Origin of the sequence: Shewanella sp. 5_MG-2023 (genome assembly GCF_030547465.1) — a bacterium.
Taxonomy (GTDB): Bacteria; Pseudomonadota; Gammaproteobacteria; order Enterobacterales; family Shewanellaceae; genus Shewanella.
In genome coordinates, this window is the sequence record NZ_JAUORC010000015.1 from 1 (window position 1) to 23736 (window position 23736).

General features: G+C 41.1%; 18 protein-coding genes. 13 read left to right on the top strand and 5 right to left on the bottom strand.

All coding sequences use genetic code 11. The features are described 5' to 3' along the window. The first annotated feature begins 253 nt into the window (after window positions 1-253). The 5 genes from Q4557_RS10340 to Q4557_RS10360 all read left to right on the top strand — a co-directional run bounded on the left by Q4557_RS10340 (window position 254) and on the right by Q4557_RS10360 (window position 7627). A complete protein-coding gene (locus Q4557_RS10340; RefSeq protein WP_303412528.1) occupies window positions 254-943 on the top strand; it encodes a type 1 glutamine amidotransferase domain-containing protein in 690 nt (229 codons plus the stop codon). A gap of 22 nt (window positions 944-965) precedes the next feature. Continuing rightward, complete coding sequence (locus Q4557_RS10345) at window positions 966-2123, top strand: iron-containing alcohol dehydrogenase (RefSeq protein WP_102476260.1); 1158 nt, start codon at window positions 966-968, stop codon at window positions 2121-2123. 377 nt (window positions 2124-2500) lie between these two features. Continuing rightward, window positions 2501-3169, top strand: coding sequence for a TetR/AcrR family transcriptional regulator (locus Q4557_RS10350; RefSeq protein WP_102436515.1), 669 nt, complete (start codon window positions 2501-2503; stop codon window positions 3167-3169). A 1-nt stretch (window position 3170) separates the two neighbouring features. Continuing rightward, window positions 3171-4523 (top strand): efflux RND transporter periplasmic adaptor subunit, encoded by a 1353-nt coding sequence (locus Q4557_RS10355; RefSeq protein WP_102476259.1) that lies wholly within the window; start codon window positions 3171-3173, stop codon window positions 4521-4523. Continuing rightward, on the top strand, window positions 4520-7627 hold the full coding sequence (locus tag Q4557_RS10360; protein ID WP_303412532.1) for an efflux RND transporter permease subunit: 3108 nt from the start codon (window positions 4520-4522) through the stop codon (window positions 7625-7627). Before Q4557_RS10355 ends, Q4557_RS10360 begins: the two co-directional genes overlap by 4 nt. Window positions 7628-7810: 183 nt before the next feature. Here Q4557_RS10360 and Q4557_RS10365 read toward each other — a convergent pair whose 3' ends face one another. From Q4557_RS10365 to ppsA, 4 genes are all read right to left on the bottom strand, one after another. Next, window positions 7811-8227: a MarR family winged helix-turn-helix transcriptional regulator gene (locus Q4557_RS10365; RefSeq protein ID WP_102436521.1), complete on the bottom strand. Its 417-nt coding sequence runs from the start codon at window positions 8225-8227 to the stop codon at window positions 7811-7813. A gap of 329 nt (window positions 8228-8556) precedes the next feature. After that, window positions 8557-8997 (bottom strand): DUF1285 domain-containing protein, encoded by a 441-nt coding sequence (locus Q4557_RS10370; protein WP_241901000.1) that lies wholly within the window; start codon window positions 8995-8997, stop codon window positions 8557-8559. Beyond that, on the bottom strand, window positions 8990-12067 hold the full coding sequence (locus Q4557_RS10375; RefSeq protein ID WP_102436535.1) for an FAD-binding and (Fe-S)-binding domain-containing protein: 3078 nt from the start codon (window positions 12065-12067) through the stop codon (window positions 8990-8992). The genes Q4557_RS10370 and Q4557_RS10375 overlap by 8 nt, the downstream gene beginning before the upstream one ends. Before the next feature lie 115 nt (window positions 12068-12182). Then, entirely contained in the window at window positions 12183-14552 is a 2370-nt protein-coding gene (ppsA, locus tag Q4557_RS10380) for a phosphoenolpyruvate synthase (protein ID WP_102519685.1), read from the bottom strand. Window positions 14553-14676: 124 nt separating this feature from the next. Here ppsA and Q4557_RS10385 point away from each other — a divergent pair, with 124 nt between their 5' ends. Then, window positions 14677-15495 (top strand): pyruvate, water dikinase regulatory protein, encoded by an 819-nt coding sequence (locus tag Q4557_RS10385; protein ID WP_102476252.1) that lies wholly within the window; start codon window positions 14677-14679, stop codon window positions 15493-15495. A 192-nt stretch (window positions 15496-15687) separates the two neighbouring features. Beyond that, entirely contained in the window at window positions 15688-16752 is a 1065-nt protein-coding gene (locus Q4557_RS10390; protein WP_102476251.1) for a 3-deoxy-7-phosphoheptulonate synthase, read from the top strand. A 78-nt stretch (window positions 16753-16830) separates the two neighbouring features. On the opposite strand, the gene Q4557_RS10395 is transcribed toward Q4557_RS10390, so the two are convergent. After that, the gene (locus Q4557_RS10395; protein WP_303412538.1) at window positions 16831-18111 is read right to left on the bottom strand and encodes an HD-GYP domain-containing protein; all 1281 of its coding nucleotides are present in this window, start codon (window positions 18109-18111) and stop codon (window positions 16831-16833) included. A gap of 287 nt (window positions 18112-18398) precedes the next feature. Here Q4557_RS10395 and Q4557_RS10400 point away from each other — a divergent pair, with 287 nt between their 5' ends. From Q4557_RS10400 to Q4557_RS10425, 6 genes are all read left to right on the top strand, one after another. After that, the gene (locus tag Q4557_RS10400; RefSeq protein ID WP_303412540.1) at window positions 18399-19478 is read left to right on the top strand and encodes a TonB family protein; all 1080 of its coding nucleotides are present in this window, start codon (window positions 18399-18401) and stop codon (window positions 19476-19478) included. A 280-nt stretch (window positions 19479-19758) separates the two neighbouring features. Further along, window positions 19759-20370 carry a histidine phosphatase family protein gene (locus tag Q4557_RS10405; protein ID WP_303412541.1) on the top strand — a complete coding sequence of 204 codons (612 nt, stop codon included), beginning with the start codon at window positions 19759-19761 and terminating at the stop codon, window positions 20368-20370. A 203-nt stretch (window positions 20371-20573) separates the two neighbouring features. Further along, window positions 20574-21008 (top strand): acyl-CoA thioesterase, encoded by a 435-nt coding sequence (locus Q4557_RS10410; RefSeq protein ID WP_303412542.1) that lies wholly within the window; start codon window positions 20574-20576, stop codon window positions 21006-21008. A gap of 288 nt (window positions 21009-21296) precedes the next feature. After that, the gene (locus Q4557_RS10415; RefSeq protein ID WP_076537614.1) at window positions 21297-21959 is read left to right on the top strand and encodes a response regulator transcription factor; all 663 of its coding nucleotides are present in this window, start codon (window positions 21297-21299) and stop codon (window positions 21957-21959) included. Then, the gene (locus tag Q4557_RS10420) at window positions 21929-22570 is read left to right on the top strand and encodes a DUF938 domain-containing protein (RefSeq protein ID WP_102438171.1); all 642 of its coding nucleotides are present in this window, start codon (window positions 21929-21931) and stop codon (window positions 22568-22570) included. Before Q4557_RS10415 ends, Q4557_RS10420 begins: the two co-directional genes overlap by 31 nt. A gap of 189 nt (window positions 22571-22759) precedes the next feature. Continuing rightward, window positions 22760-23605 carry a D-hexose-6-phosphate mutarotase gene (locus Q4557_RS10425; protein ID WP_102438173.1) on the top strand — a complete coding sequence of 282 codons (846 nt, stop codon included), beginning with the start codon at window positions 22760-22762 and terminating at the stop codon, window positions 23603-23605. The last annotated feature ends 131 nt before the right edge of the window (window positions 23606-23736 follow it).

Genomic DNA, 23736 nt, shown 5'->3' on the forward strand with positions numbered 1-23736 from the left:
AACACCACCATGCTTTTCAACTGCTCAAATGACACATTCATATTTTAATATCCAAGAGTTTATTTACTGGAATATTGTATCAATTATTTAAACAATGAAGTCAATTATAACTGCATTGTCAGATGCTAATTGGCTTTCTATACTGTAGCCACTTTCAACAAAGAGATAATGACTTTCTCTTTTGAATCACTCTACATCAGAACTTATGCAAGCTTTGTACTTGCCGTAATAACTAAAATAAAAGGGTTTTAAAATGACACAGAAAAAAGTATTAATGGTGCTTACCTCTCATTCAGAACTAGGCAACACGGGTAACAAAACTGGTTTTTGGGTCGAAGAATTTGCCGCTCCATATTATGTGTTTTTAGATGCAGGTTTTGAAATCACCCTCGCATCGCCAGCAGGCGGACAACCACCGATTGATCCAAGCAGTGAACTAGAAGACTTTCAAACCGCTGACACTCAGCGCTTTGATGACGATAGCCAAGCTAAAATGGCACTGGCTAACACCAACGTATTAGCTGATATTGATGCCAGTGATTACGACGCGGTATTTTATCCTGGCGGTCACGGTCCACTGTGGGACTTAACAGATAATGCAGACTCTATTAAATTAATCGCGCAATTTATTGCTCAAAACAAACCTGTTGCTGCGGTATGTCATGCAACGGCAGCGTTACTTAACGTAAAACAAGATGACCAGTACCTTGTAAAAGGTAAAGCGGTAACTGGTTTTACAAATAGTGAAGAAGATGCTGTGCAATTAACTGATGTAGTTCCTTTTTTATTAGAAGATGAATTACTAAAACGTGATGCAGATTACCAAAAAGCAGCTGACTGGCATGCGTTTTCAGTTCAAGATGGGCTAGTTATTACAGGCCAAAATCCTGCAAGCTCATCATTAACAGCACAAAAATTAGTTGCTCAGATCACTGAGTCATAAATTCGTTATTTAGGATATTCTCATGCTTAATTTTACATTCCAAAATACCACTAAAATTCATTTCGGTGAGGGCCAAATTAGCGCTATCTCAAAGGAAATTCCAACATCAGCTAAAATATTAGTTGTTTATGGCGGCGGCTCCATTAAATCAAATGGTGTTTATCAGCAAGTGTCTGATGCGCTCAAAGATCACACATGGTTTGAGTTTTCAGGTATTGAGCCTAATCCACAATACGATACGTTAATGAAGGCACAAACCATCATTGAAGCTGAAAACATCGATTACTTGCTAGCAGTCGGTGGCGGCTCAGTGGTCGATGGGGTTAAATTTATTGCTGCTGCTGCGAAATTTGAAGGTGATGACCCTTGGGATATCGTCGCAAAAGGCGCCAAAATTGAACAAGCATTACCTATTGGTGCCGTATTAACCTTACCTGCTACGGGTTCTGAATCAAATGGCGGCTCTGTTATTACTCGTAATGGTAATAAATTGCCTTTTGGTAGCCCATTAGTACGTCCGTTATTTGCAGTGCTTGATCCTTCAGTCACTTTATCTTTATCAGACCGTCAAATTGGTAATGGTGTTGTTGATGCTTATATCCACATCATGGAACAGTATTTAACCTTTGATGTAAACGCTAAAGTACAGGACCGTTTCAGTGAAGGTTTACTACAAACCTTAATTGAAGAAGGCCCTAAAGCCCTTGCTGCTGAAACAAAAGACGATTTAGAGATTAGGTCTAATATCATGTGGTCTGCCACTATGGCGCTTAACGGCTTGATTGGCGCCGGTGTACCACAAGATTGGTCTACACATATGATTGGCCATGAACTAACAGCAAGCCATGGTATTGATCATGCGCGCACCTTATCAATCGTGCTTCCTGCGGTAATGAAAGTGCGTCGTGAGCAAAAACATGCAAAATTAGTTCAGTATGCTGAACGTGTATTTGGCATCACAACAGGTAGCGATGAGCAAAAAATTGATCAAGCTATTGAGGCTACCGAAAACTTCTTTAAGTTAATGCAAGTCCCTACACGCCTAAGTGATATTGATCTTGGTGCAGAGCAAGTTGACGTATTAGTTGCTGCACTTGAAAGCCATGGCATGACTAAACTTGGCGAACATGGCGATATTGACTTAGCAGTAAGCCGCGAAATTCTCACCACTGCGATCTGATCTATAACTCAATTGACCATTTAGATGAAAGGCTAGCATTGCTAGCCTTTTTTAATGGCAGTTTTTATCTTTACTCTTAATAGCTCACTGTTCTTTGCTTCTTTGCAAAATAAAACCACTAAGTTTGCCAAGTGGTTTTATAGGTAAAATTATGCTTCGACTTGTAGCTTTAATCATTGACTTCATAGCAGTAAATAGCTATTTCCGCTAATCCCAGCCTTCACTAGCGCTTGTATTTGTGATCTAGTTAAATAATTCATCAGATGATGAATATTGAAGAATTAATTCACTAAAACAATCCGCTGCATTGCTTTACCATATTCTACACTTAATGAATTAATGGATACGCTAAGTATCTTCAAAGCTGTGTTGAATTTATGCCTAAAAAAATAATGCCAGTTAAAAAGCCAGTCGGTAGGCCAGCTGTCAAAGCAGATAATCGCTGCGCACTTATCAATGCAGCAAAAACCTTATTTGTCGATAATGATTACGATAAAGTCTCTATTCGAGCCATTGCTGCTAAAGCAAAAGTGGATGCAAGTTTAATCCGCTATTATTTTCAATCTAAATTGGGGCTTTTTGCCGAAATGCTCAAGGAAACCATTGAGCCAGTTCATGCCCAATTAAATAATTCCAAGGAAAAATCGACTCAAGATTCACCAGAAAAAATATTACTGGCCTTTTATAAAATTATGAGTCAAAACCCAGATTTTCCGAAACTCATATTTCGCACCGCCAGCCTTAAAACCACCAAGAAAAACCAAGAGCTGCAAGCCAATTTATTGAGTTTATTCCCGAAAAATAGGTTAACCATTTTTGAAAAGATGCATCAGCAAAACCGTCTACAGCAAGGTATTGATCCAATGTGCGCCAAAATGAGTTTTATTAGTTTAATGGTATTTCCATTCTTAATGCCTGACATATTTAAACAAGCATTGAATATTAAAACCTCAGCAGAATTTTTACAGCATTTAGCTAAGCAAAATGCACAAATATTACGTCATGGGCTTATTGCCAATGAATCTCAACTCAGTCAGGACGCTTAACATGACCCCGTTAAAAAGACGCTATGTTTTTCCAGGCATCATCGCCGGTATTATCATCTTTATCGCTGCGATATCATTACGCTCGTCACCAGAGTTGCAACCCAACCATGATAAATCACGCCTGGTCGATGTTATTAGCCTGACAAAACAACCCGTACAACCTGTGATCAAAGCCTATGGTCGTGTGGCTCCAAAGCATATCTGGCAAGGCATTGCCGAAGTGGGCGGCAAAATTACTTATCGCCACCCTGAGCTTGAAACGGGCAGATTGATCAAGGCTGGCACCTTAGTGTTAACCATTGACCCTCTTGAATACCAACTAAAACTTGCTCAAGCTGAAGCTAACTATAATTCAGCTCAAGCGCAGTTAGTACAGCTAAATCAGCAAGAAATAAACTTACAATCAAGCATAGAAATTGAGCGCCAACGACTGACCTTAGTTGATCAAGAATATAAACGTAAACAATCGTTAAATAAGAAAAACTTGATCTCAAAATCAGAACTTGAAACCCAAAAACAAGCTTTACTGGCCCAGCGTAACTTAGTGCAAGACTTAACCAGCAGCTTAAGCTTGTTGCCTGATGATAAAAAAGTCACTGCGGCGCAAGTTAAGGTTAATCAAGCTTTACTGGAAGATGCCCAACGTCAACTCAATAATACTCGCTTTACTTTGCCTTTTGATGCACGCATTGCCGAGGTCAACATTGAGCAAGCTCAAGCCGTCACCAATGGCGCTGTGTTGTTCGAGGCCCATCAATTAGGCGCAGTTGAAATAAAGGCTGAATTGTCATTATTTGATGCCGAAACCTTAATTCATTCAATTAATGAACTGCCAAGAGATACCTCTGCATTACCTTCAATTGAAAAAGTTAATTTTGACACTCATATCACGGTCAATATGGGTAAAACCTTACACCAATGGCAAGCTAAATTGACTCGCGTTGCCGATACCATAAACCCAGATCAAGCGACGATAGGTTTTTATCTTGAAGTTGATCAAGATTTCAACCAAATGAATTTGTTAGCTAAACCGCCATTAACCAAGGGCATGTTTGTCACCTCCTATATTAAAGGTTATCCCTCAGAGCATTACGTTATCCCAGAAAAAGCCTTACATGGTGAGCAAGTTTATTTAATGGATCAAGACAACAAGCTGGTTATTAAACAGGTTGAAGTGCTATTTAGAACCGACAATGGCGTCGCCATTAAAGGCGATATTCACCAAAATGACCGTGTGGTTACCAATGACTTAATTCCTGCCATTAATGGCATGGGGCTTAAATTATCAACAGCGAACGAAACCACTACCCCAGTAACAAGTGATCTAGCGAATGACGAGGAGCAGGCACTGTGATTAATTTTTTCACTCGTCACCCCACCATTGCTAACTTAATGATGTTGGCATTTTTTGTCATGGGCTTAAGCAGTATTGGTAACATTAAACGTGAAACCTTTCCTGAATTTAGTCCGCCTTACATTATCGCCAGTGTGGTTTACCCCGGCGCATCTCCAGCAGAAGTGGAAGAAAGCCTGTGCCTGCGTATGGAAGACGCCATTGATGGCTTAAGTAATATCGAAGAAGTGAAATGTGACGCCCAAGAAGGGATTGCATCATTGACGGTAAAACTTAATGGCGAAGCCGACATTGGCCGCAGTTTGGTTGATATTCAAACCGAAATTAACGCCATTAAAGACTTTCCGGCGCAAATTGACCCACCAACGGTCAAAGAGCTTGATTGGGCTGAACCGGTTGTAGATATTGCCATCGCTGCAGATGCCAGCTTGCCACACCTTAAATCCTATGCTGAGGATTTAAAGCGACGGTTAAAAATCGAGGCGGGCGTGAGCTTAGTGAGCGTGTCTGGCTTTTCAGATCATCAAATACGAGTCGAGTTAAACGAAGCGGATATTCGTCGCTTAGGGCTAACAGTAGCCGAAATAGCTGATAAAGTGGGCAGGCAAAATGTCCAAATGCCCGCTGGCAGTATCGAGCTTTCTGATAAAAACCTGTTGATCCGTTTTGATGAACGACAAATCACCCCTGATAACCTCAGTAAAATCATCGTTTCCTCTAATACTGAAGGCGGCGTGGTTACCTTAGGCGACATTGCTACCATCACCGACTTATTTGAGCTTGAGGAAGAACATACCATCTTTAACGGCCAACCTGCGGCCATGCTTAAAGTGCAAAAAAACAAAGCCGATGATGCCTTAAGAATTAAGTCCAGAGTCACTGAGTTTATCGCACAAGAACGGCTTATAGCCCCCGATGGCGTGACCCTAACCTTAACCAACGATTTATCTTCACTACTGCAAGACCGATTATCAATGCTGCTGCGAAATGGTTGGCAAGGTATCATCTTAGTGTTCTTTTCGATGTGGTTATTTTTCTCGTTACGCTATTCGTTTTGGGTTTCAGCGGGCTTACCTGTAGCCTTTATGGGCGGCTTGTTCTTAATGAGCATGTTTGGCGTGTCAATCAACATTATGAGCCTAGTCGGCTTACTAATGGCCATTGGTATTATGATGGATGATGCCATTGTTATTGCCGAATCCGTTGCTGCCCATGTTGAAAAAGGCTTGCCCACCAATGAGGCGGTGATCCAAGGGGTAAATAAAGTCGCCCCAGGCGTATTCTCATCATTTTTAACCACAGTGTTTATTTTTGGCAGTTTATTGTGGTTAGACGGGCAAATGGGCGCGGTATTGTCGGTGGTGCCACTGGTATTAATCATGGTCTTAAGTGTGAGCTTAATTGAAGCATTTTTGATTTTACCGAATCACTTAAGTCACTCGCTAAAATCTAATAAACAGCAGAAACCACCGTTAAAGTTTAAACGGGTCTTTTTAGAAAAGTTTGAACACTTCAAAAACAACACCTTAGTTAATGCCGTTACCTTTGTGGTGAAATGGCGCTATGCCAGCCTTGGGCTTACACTTGGCGGTTTAATGCTGTCTTTTGCCTTAGTGGCAGGTGGCGCGGTAAAATTTGTCGGCTTTCCTGAACTCGATGGCGATATTGCTGAAGCAAGAATCATTTTGCCACCAGGTTCCACTTTAGAGCAAACCAAAACTGTCGTTAGTCACTTGGTTGCCGCAGCCAATACCGTTGGCGATAAATTAACGCAACAAAATGGCGAACAGTCGAATCTCATCCGCTACGTTACCGAGCAATATAATGTCAATGCGGATGCGGGCGAACAAGGCCCACATGTGGCAACGGTAAGATTAGATTTGTTATCAGCTGAAACCCGCGAAACCCTGATTGATAACTTCATTTCAGCATGGCGCAGCGCCAGTGGTGATATTGCAGAGCCCATCTCCTTGGTATTTAAACAACCGAGTATGGGCCCTGCTGGCCGTGATGTTGAAGTCAGACTGCAGCATGATAATTTAGCCACGTTGAAACTGGCCTCCGTTGATTTGCAATCTTACTTAAGTCAGTTTTCTGGGGTTAATGGCATTTTAGATGACATGCGCCCAGGCAAAGAAGAAGTACTGGTAAAATTAAAAGATGGCGCTGAAAATTATGGTGTTGATGGTGAGATGGTAGCATCGCAACTGCGTGCGGCATACTTTGGCCAAACCGCAGATGATGTGCAATCAGGCCCTGAAAACATCGAAATACAAGTCAGGTTGAATAAACAGCAAGCAGGTAATCTGCAAGCGTTAGCTAACTTCCCAATCATGTTAAGTAACGGTAATCAGATACCATTAAGCGCAGTAGCAACATTAGACTTTGAACGATCTTATGTACGTATTCAGCGCATTGAAAGTCAGCGCACTGTAACCATTATGGCTGACATAGATAATGCCAAAGCCAATGGCAGCGAAATTGTCGCCAAAGTGCAAAATGAATACGCTAATGAATTACGCCAAAAGTATCCGGGACTAAAAGTTGATTATGAAGGCGCAGCCAAAGAAACCGCTAAGACTGGCGCTTCTTTCTTACAGGGTTTTATTATCGGTTTATTTGGATTATTTGCGATTTTAAGTTTTCAATTTAGAAGCTATTTAGAACCTTTTGTGGTGATGTTAGCCATTCCTTTAGCACTCATAGGTGTGTTTTGGGGCCATTTACTCACAGGCCATAATCTATCAATGCCATCAATTCTTGGCTTTGTATCTTTAGCGGGTATTGTGGTTAACGACTCCATCTTGTTGGTGCAATATATCCGCCATCACGTAGATATTGGCGATGATATTCAGCAAGCGGTCATTAAAGCGTCTCGAGACAGGTTCAGAGCAGTATTTCTCACCTCACTGACCACGGCTGCTGGACTATTGCCATTACTGTTAGAAACCTCGCTACAAGCGCAGGTTGTAAAACCCATTGTAATATCAATTGTGTTTGGAATATTTACCTCAACCTTGTTGGTACTGTTTATTATTCCCTGTGCGTATGCGGTGTTAGCAGATTTTAATTTAGTCCATAAACACGAGGATTTAGAGGCCTAGTGCTTACTAGGCTATAGCTCTCAGACAAAGTTACAAGCTAAAAATAATGGCTAATAAATAACCCGCAAGCTGTATTAATGGCTAGCGGGTTATTTTTACATGTGTAGATATATGAAAGAGCTAGAAGCTTTAGCTATAGGTTGGCGCTTTAGCCTAACGATCAATAAGCCCCAAACAATGATGTTAATCTGGCTTATTGATTTTATTTAATAATCTCATGAAAGTTTGTTGCTCTTCATAGGATAAGCCACTTAGGCATTTTTGATTAACCCACTCAGCTTCACCAATAAGATCTTGCTCTAAGGCCTTACCGGCATCAGTTAAAAAAATCTGAAAGGCGCGGCGGTTATCAGACTCTTGATGGCGAGTGATATAACCCTGTACTTGCAGTTGATCTAATAGCCTAGTCATAGTGTAATTAGCCACATCACACACTTTAGACAGTTCAGTTTGGCTAATGCCCTCTTCTTGCCACAGTGAAAACAGCACAGGCCAAAGCTTAACGTCAAGTTGGTAACGTTTTAAGCGTTCATCTAGCTCGTTTTGCAGCGTAAGATTAAGATGCGAGATTTGATAATATAGGCTTTCGTATCGTTTCATATAACCACTCCTACAGGCTCATCAATCCTTAGTTAAGCGCAAAAGTTAATCATCAACATAAAATACTTGGTGGCTGGTGCGTAAAAGAACTAACCAAGTTAATCAATGTTGCCCTAAAAATGTAATTGCTACTAATCATTGGTGCTATCACTAACGGATGTGACTAACATCAACAGGCTTAAGTACTGATATTATTTATCTTTATACTTATTAAGCTTGTTAACGTGTAGGTCAGTAAACCCTTGCGGAGCTGCTTTGTTATACAACAGCTTGCTACACAGGCCAATTAGCACCTCACCCTCTTTGTACGTATAAGACCGCTTTTTTAGTCAATCTATTACAAACTGATTTATATAACGGTAATAGCAAGCCCGCCCCAAACAAGCGATGATGCCTCGCTCAATGGGCACTTCAATGGTGTTTTCTAATAGTTTCACAGCCTTAATATCAACAATCTGATGCTCAGTGCCAATGCTACTTATTAAGGTTAGTCCATTATTTGCTAGCGGCTCATAGTCAACGATAAAAATTGCATGGTTATCTACGCTGACTTTAACCTTTTCAACCGGGGTGATAAGAAAATATTCATTATCAATACAATGAAGCACACTGGCAAAAAGCTTAGCAAATTTTGTCGGTAAAGGACTGGCTAAATAGAACCAATCCCCATGATGGTCAATATAAAACAATGGCTCAGTGCTACATAAATCAACTTCTGCACCTAATTGACTGGCAATACTCAATGGTTCATCATTTTTATGTTTAGTCATTAGCAACGTGCTCATCGGCAGCAATCAGTAACTGAAGTAAGGCTTCTACTGGGTGTTTTGGCTTAAAGCCCGCAAAACGTTTCACTTGGCTACGGCAAGAATAGCCTGATACCAATATTTGGCTTTTCTCAGCGATGCTGTCTAAGGTTGGCTGCCAAGACATAGCAAACAGCTTAGATGAGCGGCCCATATTATCCAATTCATGGCCATAGGTGCCCGCCATACCGCAGCAACCCACGTTGATCATTTCAAACTCAGCGCCAAAATGATTAAATACCGCTTTCCATTCGTTGGCCGTAGCCGGTTTTGCGGTGGATTCAGTACAATGACTAAACCAACTAAATGACGCGCTGGTTTTGTCTAACGCTGGCATGAGTTGAATCGCATCGGTTAACCACTCATTAGCTAACAGTACTTCAAAATTGCCTCGCTGCGCCCCTAGCACCTCTTGATATTCATCTCGATAACAAAGCACTAATGCAGGGTCTAAGCCAACCATCGGCATATCAAGTTGATAAACTTGATTTAAAAAGTCTGCACTTGATTTGGCAGTCGCGGCAAATTTATCTAAAAAGCCTTTAATGTGTGATGGTTTACCATTGGGTTTAAACGGCAATAACACCGGCTTTAAACCTATTTTTTCTATTAATTGTATAAAACGATAAACCAGCTCAGCATCATAAAAACTGTTAAATGGATCTTGCACCACCAGTACATAATTGCCACGCTCTGATGTTGGAATACTTTGCAGCGCCTCTAAATCATAACCACGGCTTGGATGGCCATCCAGACGCTGTTTTAATGTGGGAACTGATAATGCAGGTGAATCTATATAACCAATAGATTTTTTGATAACCCACTGACTTAATTTATTTTGCGAGGCAAAATTGGTTACTTTTGGCATAGCAGCCATAAGCGGCAGCATGTCTTCAATACCTGCAACTAAATAGTCTTTTGCTGGGCGCATATATCGTTTGTAATAGATATTGAAAAATTGCGCGCGAAATTTAGGCACATCCACTTTAACAGGGCACTGCCCTGAACAGGCTTTACAGGCTAAACAGCCTTTTAACGAGTCCATGACTTCATGTGAATAATCATAATCTCGGCCAATGTGAAAGCTGTTTTGCGCTCGCTGCATAAAGCTTAAAGGTTTAGATTGAGCCAGTGCCTCTACATCAACGCCCTCTGCCTCCAGCAGCCTTAACCATTCCCGCATCAAGCCACTTCGGCCTTTAGGTGAATGGATCCGATCGCCGGTAACTTTAAATGACGGACACATGAACGAATAGCTACTGTAGTTAAAACATAAGCCATTACCATTACAATTCATTACATCAGGAAATGCATCACGGACTTGAATCGGAATTTGTCTATCAAAGGTGCCGCGCTTAACGCTATCAACATTAAACATCATTGGGCCACTGCCTTTAGGCGCGACTAGTTTGCCCGGATTTAATCGATTGTCAGGGTCAAATAAGCCTTTAACCTCTTCAAGTTCGCCATATAGTTCATCACCAAATACGGCTGGTCCATATTCACCACGCACCCCTTTACCATGTTCGCCCCACATCAAACCGCCATATTTAAGCGTGAGTTCAGCAACTTGATCGGATAACACTTTTAGCAGCTTTTCATCCGCTTCATCGCACATATCAAGCGCGGGACGCACATGCAGCACTCCTGCATCAACGTGACCAAACATGCCATATTGCAATTTATGGCCATCTAATAAGTCCCTAAACTCCATGATAAAGTCAGCTAAATTTTCTGGCGGTACGGCAGTATCTTCGGCAAATGGCAGTGGTTTTCTGCGGCCTTTAGTTGCGCCTAGCAAGCCTACGGCTTTTTTACGCATGGCGTAAATTTTATTAATACTGGGCTTATCTTCAGTAATTTGATAACCCACAACCCCAGCTTGTTCGCTAGCCAATTGTGCCGCCAGTGTTTTTTCAAGGGCAGCAATGCCTTGCCTAATATCAGCCTCATCCCCAGCGAATTCAACCATATTGAGGCCTTCAATGGTTTTATTGGGTACTGATTCAATGAGGTGAGACACTGAGTGCCAAATAATATCTTCACGGGCCAAATTCAGCACTTTTGAGTCTATGGTTTCGACCACGGTGGCATTGGCTTCAACCAATGATGGTGCATGACGCAATGCTGATTCAAACGAGTCATATTTAATATTTACCATCATCCGCGTATGTGGCAATGGGGTGATATTTAATTTGGCCTCTGTTAATACCGCCAGTGTACCTTCAGAGCCTGCAAGTATGCGTGATAAATCAAATTGGCTTAAATCATCATTCCATACATGTTTTAGATCGTATCCGGTTAAAAAACGATTTAATGGCGGAAACTGTTTTAGAATAAGCTCACGCTTGTCGCGGCAACGCTTGGCAATCGTGCTAATAATATTGGCAGCAAAGCTATTGGTGTTTACGGATTGGGACTCTGACTGATTTAACGCCTCATCTGCCGCTATTGGTGTGCTTGAAAGCACACTACCATCAACCAATACGCTGGTAAGGCCAAGGACATGATCAGATGTTTTACCGTAAACCAGTGAACCCGCACCCGATGCATCAGTGCTGACCATGCCGCCAACCGTTGCACGATTAGAGGTTGATAAATCTGGACTGAAAAAGAACCCATGTGGCCTAAGGGCATCATTAAGTGCATCTTTTACCACACCAGCTTGTACTCGTACCCAGCCTTCTTCTGCATTGACTTCCAGTACTTGATTCATGTGCCTTGAGACATCAAGTATTAAGCCATGGGTCAGTGATTGTCCGTTAGTGCCAGTACCGCCGCCACGGGCACTAAAAGTCACTTGTTTATATTGAGGGTCAGCAGCTAATGTCATCACCAGCTCAACATCCGCTTGGGATAAAGGGTAAATCACTGCTTGAGGTAAAAACTGGTAAACAGAATTGTCGGTCGCTTGAATTAAACGCGCACTATAACGTTTATCAATTTCGCCAGAAAACGAAGATGCTTCAAGCGCATCAAGAAAGCTTAAGTAAATTGGTTCTAACGTCTGTTGATGTGATAGCAGCGGTAACATAGTCAATTTCTGTTTATAGTAATTTAAAGCCATTATAAACAAAAAAAAAGCCGCTAAAAGCGGCTTTTGTTCATGTTGATAAATTAGTTAACTAAAAACTAACTTTTCAAGCATATTAAGCATGTTCTTCTGCTAAATATAACCAAGTGTCGATGACTGTATCAGGGTTAAGTGACACAGTATCAATACCTTGCTCTACTAGCCATTGTGCAAAATCTGCATGATCAGATGGGCCTTGGCCACAAATACCAACATAAGCACCTTTGGCTTTAGCCGCTTTAATCGCTAATGAAAGCAATGCTTTAACAGCATCATTTCGTTCATCGAATAAGTGACTGATAATGCCAGAATCGCGATCTAGACCCAAAGTTAATTGAGTTAAATCGTTAGAACCGATAGAGAAACCATCGAAATGCTCAAGGAATTGGTCAGCTAATAATGCATTAGACGGTAACTCACACATCATGATGACGCGTAAACCATCTTTACCACGCTCTAAACCTTGCTCTTTTAATAATTCGATAACTTGCGCGGCTTCATCAACGGTACGAACGAATGGGATCATAATCTCAACGTTCTTAAGGCCCATATCATTACGCACACGTTTAATTGCTTCACATTCTAGAGCAAAACAGTCACGGAACGATTCAGAGATATAACGACTAGCACCACGGAAGCCCAACATTGGGTTTTCTTCTTCAGGCTCGTAACGGTCACCACCAACAAGGTTAGCGTATTCGTTAGACTTAAAGTCTGACATACGTACGATAACTTTCTTAGGATAGAACGCACTACCAATGGTTGCGATACCTTCCACTAGACGAGCGACATAGTACTCAACTGGTGATTCGTAACCTGCAATCATTTCATTGATTTCTTGCTGCAGCTCAGCAGGTTGTGAATTAAATTCAAGCAGCGCTTTAGGGTGAATACCAATCATGCGATTGATAATAAACTCAAGACGCGCAAGTCCCACACCTTCGTTAGGTAAACGGGCGAAATCAAATGCACGATCAGGGTTACCGACGTTCATCATGATTTTCATTGGTAGTTCAGGCAAGGTATCAACACGGTTAGTGATAACTTCAAACTCTTGCTTACCATCGTAGATGAAACCGGTATCGCCTTCAGAACAAGATACAGTCACTACTTGGCCATTTTTGATACTGTCAGTAACATCACCACAACCAACAACTGCAGGAACACCAAGCTCACGCGCAATAATTGCTGCGTGACAAGTTCGGCCACCACGGTTAGTGACAATTGCGCTAGCGCGCTTCATGATAGGTTCCCAATCTGGATCAGTCATGTCAGTAACGAGTACATCACCTGGCTCGATTTGATCCATGTCTTCGATAGAGGCTAGCACTTTAGCTACACCAGTACCGATTTTATGACCAATCGCGCGTCCTTCTGAAACAACAGCACCTTTGGATTTTAAGTGGTAGCGTTCAATTAATTGCACGTCTTCACGGCTACGAACAGTTTCAGGACGAGCTTGAACGATATATAACTTACCGTCGTTGCCATCTTTTGCCCATTCGATATCCATTGCACGGCCATAATGTTGTTCAATGATCACCGCTTGCTTTGCAAGCTCCATCACTTCTTCATCATTAATAGAGAAAGTGCCGCGTTCAGCTGCTGCAACATCTTCGATTTTAACTTGCTTGCCGTGAGAAGCATCATCAGAGTAAACCATCTGAATCATCTTGCTACCGATATTACGGCGCACAACGGCTTTATGCCCTTGCGCTAAAATTGGTTTGTGAACATAGAATTCATCAGGGTTAACAGCGCCTTGTACTACCATTTCACCTAAACCAAATGATGAAGTGATAAAGACAACGTCGTTGTTACCTGATTCAGTGTCCATGGTAAACATCACACCAGAAGACGCTTTATCTGAACGTACCATGCGTTGTACGCCAGCAGATAATGCCACACCTTGATGCTCGTAACCTTGGTGAACACGATAGGAAATTGCGCGGTCGTTAAATAGCGATGCGTAAACATGCTTAATCGCAAGCAGTACAGCTTCAAAGCCTTTAACGTTTAGGAAAGTTTCTTGTTGACCCGCAAACGAAGCATCTGGCATATCTTCAGCTGTTGCTGATGAACGCACTGCAAATGAAGCTTCTTGAGTCTCGCTAGAAAGTTGCTCGTAAGCTTCACGAATCGCATCTTCTAGTTCTGGTTGAAATGGGGTGTCGATAACCCATTGTCTGATCTGCGCACCAACTTTTGCAAGTTCGTTTACATCATCAACATCAAGGGTTGCCAAGATGTCGAAAATTTTCTGGTTAACACCACTTTGCTCTAGAAACTCATTAAATGCATGAGATGTAGTCGCAAATCCGCCAGGTACTTGAACACCGGCATTAGCCAGGTTACTGATCATTTCACCAAGTGACGCGTTCTTGCCGCCAACCTTGTTTACATCACCCATGCCTAATTCTTGATACCAGAGTATGTATTGCTGCACAGTTATCTCTCCACAAGTTTATTTCAATGGCCCCTTCACACGAGGGCAGAGGCATTCTACACTCCCCCTCAACAACCGTAAATGTATAATTTTATTTGTAATTTTATTACTACAAGAGGCTGAAATGACACCAAAAGTATTCTATATCTCAGATGGGACCGCGATCACAGCAGAAGTATTTGGCCATGCTGTCCTATCCCAATTTCCAGTTGATTTTGAAGCACTTACAATTCCATTTGTTGACAGCATTGCTAAAGCTGAAAAGGTAAAACAACAAATCAATGATAGTTTTATTACAACAAGCTTAAGACCCGTTGTGTTCCATTCCATCGTAAATTCCGACATTCGCGATATTATTTTCTCCAGTGAAGGTTTAGATTATGATTTTTTGAACACCTTTGTTTCGCCATTAGAACAACAACTGGGTATAAAAGCTGCGCCGGTGATCAACCGAACTCACGGTAAAAGCACGACTAACGAATCTTATGATAATCGTATTGATGCGATTAATTTCACTTTAGATAATGATGACGGTCAAACCATGAAACATATGGATAAAGCTGACATTATTTTGCTAGGTGTTTCTCGTTGCGGTAAAACGCCATCGAGTTTGTATCTTTCTATGCAATTTGGCATTAAAGCAGCAAACTACCCTTTTGTTGAAGATGACATGGATAATCTCAAGTTACCTGAAGCGTTAAAACGTAATAAGTCCAAATTATTTGGCTTAACCATTGATCCCCAACGTTTACATGAAATTCGCCAAGGCCGCATGGAAAACAGCCGCTATTCATCACTAAGACAATGCCGGATTGAAGTGAAAGAAGTAGAAATGATGTATAAAAAAGAACGGATCCCGTTTGTTAATACCACATCTCATTCTGTAGAAGAGATTTCAGCTAAAATCCTCGATATTACCGGGCTGAAGCGTCACATGTTTTAATTTTAATGTCGCTGTGGTTATTTAACTGTTAAGCCGAAAATGTGAAATTCATAACATTTTCGGCTAACTTATGTGAATAAAATGATATCAGTTCAAAAACCTGCATTATTTGTCCGTGTCTAACGCCTGCTAATTAGTTATAATCTCGAGCAATATGATGTTAATTCATCGCAAACATGCTCGGTAAAGTGAATGACTATTAAAACAGACGAACTACGTACATCCCTTTTATGTAAGGTTATTTCTCCTGCGCAACTCGCATCTGAATACCCACTGACGCAAGATGCTGCCGATTATTTAGTTGAGCAACGTCATGAAGTTGAAGCCATTATTGCTGGCGAAGATCAACGTTTATTGGTCATCATTGGTCCTTGTTCAATACATGACACCGACGCCGCTTTAGATTACGCCCAGCGGTTAGCCAAACTTCACCATGAGTTAAAAGACGACTTATGCATTGTGATGCGGGTTTATTTTGAAAAGCCGCGTACTATTGTTGGCTGGAAAGGATTAATCTCAGACCCTGATCTTGATGGTAGTTTTAGCCCAAACAAAGGCTTACGTATGGCGCGTCATTTACTTCAGCAAATCACTGAATTAAAACTGCCTATTGCCACTGAGTTTTTAGATATGGTCAATGGTCAATATATTGCCGATTTAATTACCTGGGGCGCTATTGGTGCCCGCACCACTGAAAGCCAAATTCACCGTGAGATGGCGTCGGCTTTATCTTGCCCTGTTGGCTTTAAAAACGGTACTGACGGCAACATTAATATTGCAGTCGATGCTGTTCGCGCCGCCCAAGTACCACATATATTCTATTCACCAGATAAAGATGGTGCTATGGCAGTTTATCGTACACACGGTAACCCGTATGGCCATATCATTTTACGTGGTGGTAAAACCCCGAACTATTCAGCCGAAGATGTTGAAATCGTCCGCGCCCAGCTCGAAACCGTTGGCGTAACCCAACGTATGGTGGTTGATTTTAGCCATGGTAATAGTGAGAAAAAACATAAAAACCAGCTAAAAGTTGCTGATAGCATCATGGCGCAAATGCGCGCTGGCAGCACTGCGGTTGCAGGGATTATGGCAGAAAGCTTTATGATTGAAGGCAACCAGAAAGTCGTTGAAGGCCAGCCATTAACATACGGTCAAAGTATCACTGATGCTTGCCTGCATTGGGAAGACTCAGAAAAATTATTACGTGATTTAGCCCAAGCCTCTAAAGAACGTAAAGCACTTTTAGCCAAATAACGGCTCAAGTATTAACTTATAAAAAAGCCAGTTAGGGTAACCTAACTGGCTTTTTTATCGCTTTAACTTGTACTGACGTTAACTCACTTTTTGTGCCGACGGCTCCACTGCTTGTAAACAAGGAACATTGGTATAAGCGGGATCGTCATCTAATGAGCTTAATGATAATTGCTGAAATTGTTCATGTACGCTCATAAAGCTCTCAACCAACCTTGGATCAAAATGTTTGCCCTTTCCTGCAACTATCACTCTTACCGCTTCAAAATGACTAAAGGGCTTTTTGTAACACCGTGGTGAAGTCAGCGCATCGTACACATCCACTAGCGCGACTATTCTTGCAGACAATGGGATCTCGAGACCTTTTAGCCCTTTAGGGTAACCACTGCCATCCCACTTTTCATGATGCCCACCAGCAATATCACGGCCCATTTTTATAAAACTGCATTGAGGCGCAAATTCAATTAGAGAATCTAACACTTCTGCGCCAATCACTGGGTGAGCTTTAATATTTTCAAACTCTTCAGGGGTTAGTCGACCCGGTTTTAATAAAATAGCATCGGCAATCCCCACTTTACCAATATCATGTAATACAGCTGACAGAGTTATTTCTTCTACAAATGAGCCAGTTAACTCATTAGGCGCATCTTTGTCTAACCCTCTTTGGCTTGCCAATAACGCGGCATAGTGCTGCATACGTAATAAATGAGCGCCTGTTTCATTGTCGCGATATTCTGCCAATTTGGCTAAACCAATCACAGTTGCTCTTCTTGAAGTTAATGTTGACTGTAACGAACTGAATAATTTTTCTAATAAATAACTGACAGAAAGCGTAAGAATGGCATTAGCTGCCACAAAATTAATGCATACAACCGCCCAAATAATACTGTTGTAGCCTTCAATACTCGGCCAAGGCAACCAATTATAATGACCGCAAATACCGACAATAACTAACGACATGGCATTGAGTATTTGCGCCCAATAACTGGCATTACGACCTAATAACACCCCTGTTAATGGAGGAAAAAGAAATAACCAGAAAAAACCGGCACCACTTGGGCCTATCGCCAGTAAGAAGCCTGTTCCAATCATATAGGCAAGTAAGCAACCAATGATGAATCGCAGTCTATTTGCTAAGTTGTTTTTATAAATAATCAGCAATAAGGTGGCATAAACCACTGTATTAAAGATCGCCATCGGCCATAAGCCTTGAACAATACACAAATAAACACTAGTAAAGTAAACGGGAATACAAAGGAAGGCTAACGTGGTAAATATCCGGTCAAATACCACTTTACGCCAAATGCATAATGATTCATTTGATGCGGTGAGCTCTCTTAACAAGCCTGCAAATGGTGACATACTTCATCCTTGAATCGTTCATTGGAACAACCAACCTTGCCTTTTTAAAACAAAAATATGATGCTTTAAGCTTTAAGTATTGTAGAGATAGCGGGAATAGCAACATAAATTGCCGATAAAAACCTGTTACCTATAAATAGATTTGCCGCCACAGCCTTAAACAATTATTGCCCCATGAGCTCAATGTTTTTGCCGCTAACAGCTTGCAAGTTTGACTCAGGTAAAAAAAACTGCCAGCTTAAAGGAAAATATCAAGCACAAAATATTGATTATTTAAAAGGATTTACATGAAATCATCATCATCTCTTAAAACCATAGCTGTACTTGTTAGTAGCTTACTTTTGCCTGTGACATCTTTGGCTGCTAACAGCGATTTTAATACTGCATTTAAAGATTATAATTTAGCATTAGAAAATAATGATGCGGTGTTAGAACTACAATATGCCCGGTTAGCGTTTGATTTAGGTAAGCTCAAATTTGGCGAGGATAATATTAATAGCGCTAATTTAGCCTTAAATTTAGCTACTGCGTTAACTAAAAACGCGCAAAAATCACAAGCAATGACTTTTTACCAATTGGCCTTAGATATTTATCGTACCAATGGTGACGCCATTGACGATATAGAATTAATTGATCCACTCACCTTACTGGCCGATGCCACTACAAATAACAAACAAGCAAGATCTTTACTCAATGAAGCAATAAATATTAGTGAAGACTCTGGCAATCCACTATTACATGCTAAAACCTTGATGCTGGCATTTAAACGCTTGGTGAATACTGAGTTTTATACTTCTAGAGTTAAGCAATTTCTAATTGATGCTGAAACGATATACGTGCAGCATTTACCGGCTAATTCTGCAGATAGAGTCGATGCTACCTATCTGCTCGGCTCAGTATTACTTTGGGAAAAACAATACTCTGAAGCTGAAACTAAACTTTTACAAGCCATTAAAGAGTACAGCGTGCTCGATTATGACCATCCCTTCGAGTTAAGTGCTCACGCTAAATTAGTTGAAATTTACAGCTTGCAAGATGAGCCAACCAAGGCTACCGAGCATTGCGTAGCCATTGGAAATATGACGCCATGGGAAGCTAATCAAGAGCAAACACCACTATTTAGATCTAACCCTAATTATCCCAGATCAAAGCTGATTCAACGAAAAGAAGGCTTAGTTCAATTGTCATTAACGATTGATAAAAATGGCTTTGTCACCAATCCTAAAGTGATAAAATCCAAGGGTGGGAAATCCTTTGAAATAGAAGCATTAAAAGCACTTGAGAAATGGCGTTATGCGCCAAAATTTGTTGATGGCAAACCCGTTGAAGCAGAAACCACCCTGCAACTAGATTTTTCCATCGGATAAATTATTGGACATTCTACTGTTCTTTAAAGTCAGCCATCGCTAGCCACTTGAGTTATTTATCTAGGCTAAGACAGTAATAATAGTCTCGTTAATTGCTGTCCTAGTCTAATGTTAAGTGACTAAAGTTAAGTGACTCATGTTACTTTACTAAAGTTAAGTGACTCATGTTACTTTACTAAGGTAAAGTGACTCATGTTACTTGACTAAGGTTAAGTGACTAATATTAAGCGACTCTCGTTAATTACTTAATCAACAACTCCCCCCGAAAAGCGATAATAAAATGATGAGCTACCCTTCAGTAAAAATTATATTTCAGTTAAGCATCATATCGATAATTTTCATTGGATTAAGTTCGCCAATTCTCGCCACAGCCAATGAAAAAAACGCCGCAGTAAATAGCCATAATACTCCTGCTATGTCTAACGCTAGTGCATCAACGTCCCATAAAACCAGCACCATTTTTTTGGTTCGCCATGGTGAAAAACAAACTGGTGAAGATCCACAATTAACAGAACAAGGTAAAAATCGCGCCCTTGCTTTAGCGAATACCTTATCAGCAATTAAGCTTGATGCCGTTTATAGCACTCAATACCAGCGCACAGAGCAAACAGCGCTGCCAACAGCTAACTCACAATACCTCAAAATCAGTTACTATAATCCCAGAGAGTTAGCTGAATTTGCCAGCCAATTACAGCTTAATAGTGGCGCTAAGGTATTAGTGGTTGGACACAGCAATACCACCCCTAAACTGGTGAATTTACTGGGCGGCGAACCCGGCACTGAGATTAATGAGAAATCTGAATTTGACCGTTTATATATAGTAACGATATTTGCCCCAAGCATTACAGAAAAACCAGCAGCGCAGGTTAGTACCACATTGCTAAAGTATTAGCCTACTAAAAACCTGTGTTATTGGCCTTGTTGATTTAACCTAAAACAAGTTAGAGGCTCATGAAACTTGTGCATATTATTAATTAAACTTTGCTAATCTAAGGCTACTACTCCCTCGCACAGCTACCCTTTATTCCCGCTTAAACGTATAATCCCGCCACCTTGGCGAAGCCGCCACATAAAAGCATAATATTAGGTCGTTATATGCCCTCCACTAGTCAAACAGAAATCACATCACAGCTTAGTTTTCATGAAGATGTCGCTAAGCGAATCGAACAATCAGAGTCGCGAGTGATTAAAGCAATTTTCCCTTCCAATACCAACCATCACAACACCCTTTTTGGTGGCGATGCATTGGCGTGGATGGATGAAACCGCCTTTATTGCGGCCACCCGTTTTTGCCGTAAGTCTTTAGTTACTGTTAGTTCTGATCGCATTGATTTTAAAAAAGCGATACCGGCAGGTAGCTTAGCTGAGTTAATTGCCCGCGTTATCCACGTCGGTAACACATCAATTAAAGTTGAAGTGAATATATTCCTTGAAGATATGTATAAAGACAAGCGTGAGCATGCCATACGCGGGGTATTTACATTCGTCGCCGTTGATGAGCAGCGCGCTCCAACTCAAGTGTGGCCATAAACTCAAATTGCTATAAAAAACTGCCCATCATAAATCGTGATTGACCCTATTCAATGGCGAGTTGCTTATCAAAAAGCAGGTTTAAGTAACGGAATGACTCTTTCGCTCCGTTACTTTCTGTTTTTACGTACAATCATGCCTTTAACCCATAAGCTTATTAGACAAAAGTCTAAAATAATGAGTTAAATTGTTCGTTTGCCGCTTTGTATTTGATAAACCCTAGAATTTTATCTTACTTATCTGTTACATTAAATCTTCTTCACGTGCAAACAAGACTATTAAAAAGCCATGAAGCTACATAACTTAAATATAATTATTGCCGATGACCATCCATTATTTCGAAATGCATTAAGACAAGCGTTAAGTAATGCCTTTCAAGGTACCAATTGGTTTGAAGCAGACAGTGCTGAAGCGCTGCAACATATACTTGATGATAAAGCCAGTGAGCTTGACCTCATTTTACTTGATCTTCAAATGCCGGGATCCCATGGGTACTCTACGCTAATACATTTACGTGGCCATTACCCTGACATTCCTGTGGTGGTGATTTCAGCTCACGAAGATATCCAAACCATCAGTCGTGCTATTCATTACGGTAGCTCAGGCTTTATTCCTAAGTCGGCATCTATGGATACCCTTAAAGAAGCCCTTGATGGCGTTCTTCAAGGAGATATTTGGCTGCCTAAAGGAACTGAAGTACTCCCCGTTTCTGATGATCCTTCAAGCCAAATGGCCAGTAAGCTTTCAGACTTAACCCCGCAGCAATATCGGGTATTGCAAATGTTTGCAGAAGGCTTACTCAATAAGCAAATCGCCTATGACTTTGGTGTATCTGAAGCAACAATTAAGGCCCATGCCACAGCAATATTTCGTAAACTCGGGGTGAGAAACCGCACCCAAGCAGTTATCGCATTGCAGCAATTAGAAATGGAAAAGGTCGACCTATCTTAAGCGAACTCTCTCAACTGCCGTTTTCCCAAGCTTGTGAAAATAATAAAAAACCGATTTTAACTGAGTTAAAGTCGGTTTTTTCAAGTTCAACACAAGTATTAGAAATCGGCAGTGGTACTGGTCAGCATTGTGTTTATTTTGCTAAACATTTACCTCACTTAATCTGGCAAGCTAGCGATCAAAGTGATTACTTAGCCCAGCTTAATAGCCGCATCCACATTGAAGGCCCTGAAAACCTACTAGCCGCAATCGAACTTGATGTCACCAAGGCTTGGCCAAGTGCACAAATTGCGACAAACATTGATGGTTTATTTAGCGCCAATACTCTTCACATTATGAGCGAATCTATGGTAGTCGCCTTTTTTGAAGGCTTAGGGCAATATCTTAATTTACATGCTAATGTCGCAATTTATGGGCCGTTTAATTATCAAGGTCAATTTAGTAGCGACAGTAATGCGCAATTTGATATGTGGCTTAAGCAAAATAACCCTCAAAGCGGTATTAGAGATATAGAGTGGATAACATCACTTGCAAGCGATCAAGGCCTAAGCTTACAAGCCGACACCTCAATGCCGGCCAATAATCGCTTATTACATTTCAGCCGCAGCTAAATTAAATGATTATATTAAAGCGCATCACTTAATACTTAATCTCGGCAACATTAGCATTATTGCTTATCGCTTTTGCCGAACACTTAAACCATAAAATCAAAGCCCAAATAGCTTAAGTTATGTCGCAAAACTTTGTAAGCTAGAGCTTAGTTATTTCTCTAACGATATCTACAACAAGGAACACGCATTATGGGTTCGGTTACCACTAAAAAACACCCAAACGGTTTGGAATTTGTCGAAGTTAATACCCCACTTTGTCAGGCACGTATATTTCATCAAGGGGCTCAAATAGATTTTTTCCAGCCCAAAGATAAAGCGCCTTTGTTATGGGTCTCTGATGCTGATGATTATCAGCCGGGTAACGGTATTCGCGGCGGCATTCCAATATGTTGGCCATGGTTTGGTGCCAGTGACATTGAAGGTTTCCCGCAGCATGGTTTTGCCCGCACCAGTTTATGGTCTTTAGCATCCGTTAAAATGCGCAATCAAATTGTTGATTTAGTGTTTACCTTGAAAGTTTCAGCCGAGCAGCAACAGTATTGGCCACATGATACTGAGGTAAGTGTATTATTTTCACTGTCTGAAACGTTAACTGTCAGCATAGTGAATAAAAACAATGCTGATTACCCAATTAACTTTACCCAAGCATTGCACAGTTATTTTCCTATTGAGGATATTCATCAACTTAAAGCCTCAGGCTTTAAAGATTCCAAATACATAGAATTTGCCAAAGGCCCTTTTGCCCAAGAGTCTGACGACGTGTTATTTGACCGTGAAACTGACCGAGTTTATACAGGTTTAGCACAAACCCAGGTACTGCATACTGCAGCTGGTGATATTGAAGTCAGCCGTGAAAACAGCCAGTCTGCGGTGTTATGGAATCCGTGGATTGATAAGTCCCAGCGTTTATCTCGCTTTAATGATAATGACTATCTCACTATGGTTTGCCTTGAAGCGGCTAACGTATTAGAAGATGAAGTTCACTTGCAAGCAGGTGAAAGTCATACCCTCACAACCCACATTCGCTGGCGATAAGCATAATTTGCATCAGTTATTTCCCTGTTAATAGCACAGCTTAACCTGCTGTTGTTAACAGGGTGATATCAGCGAGTAAACTGCTGTGATAAACTAGCTTACAATCAATATCTTAAAAGACTACTCAGCCC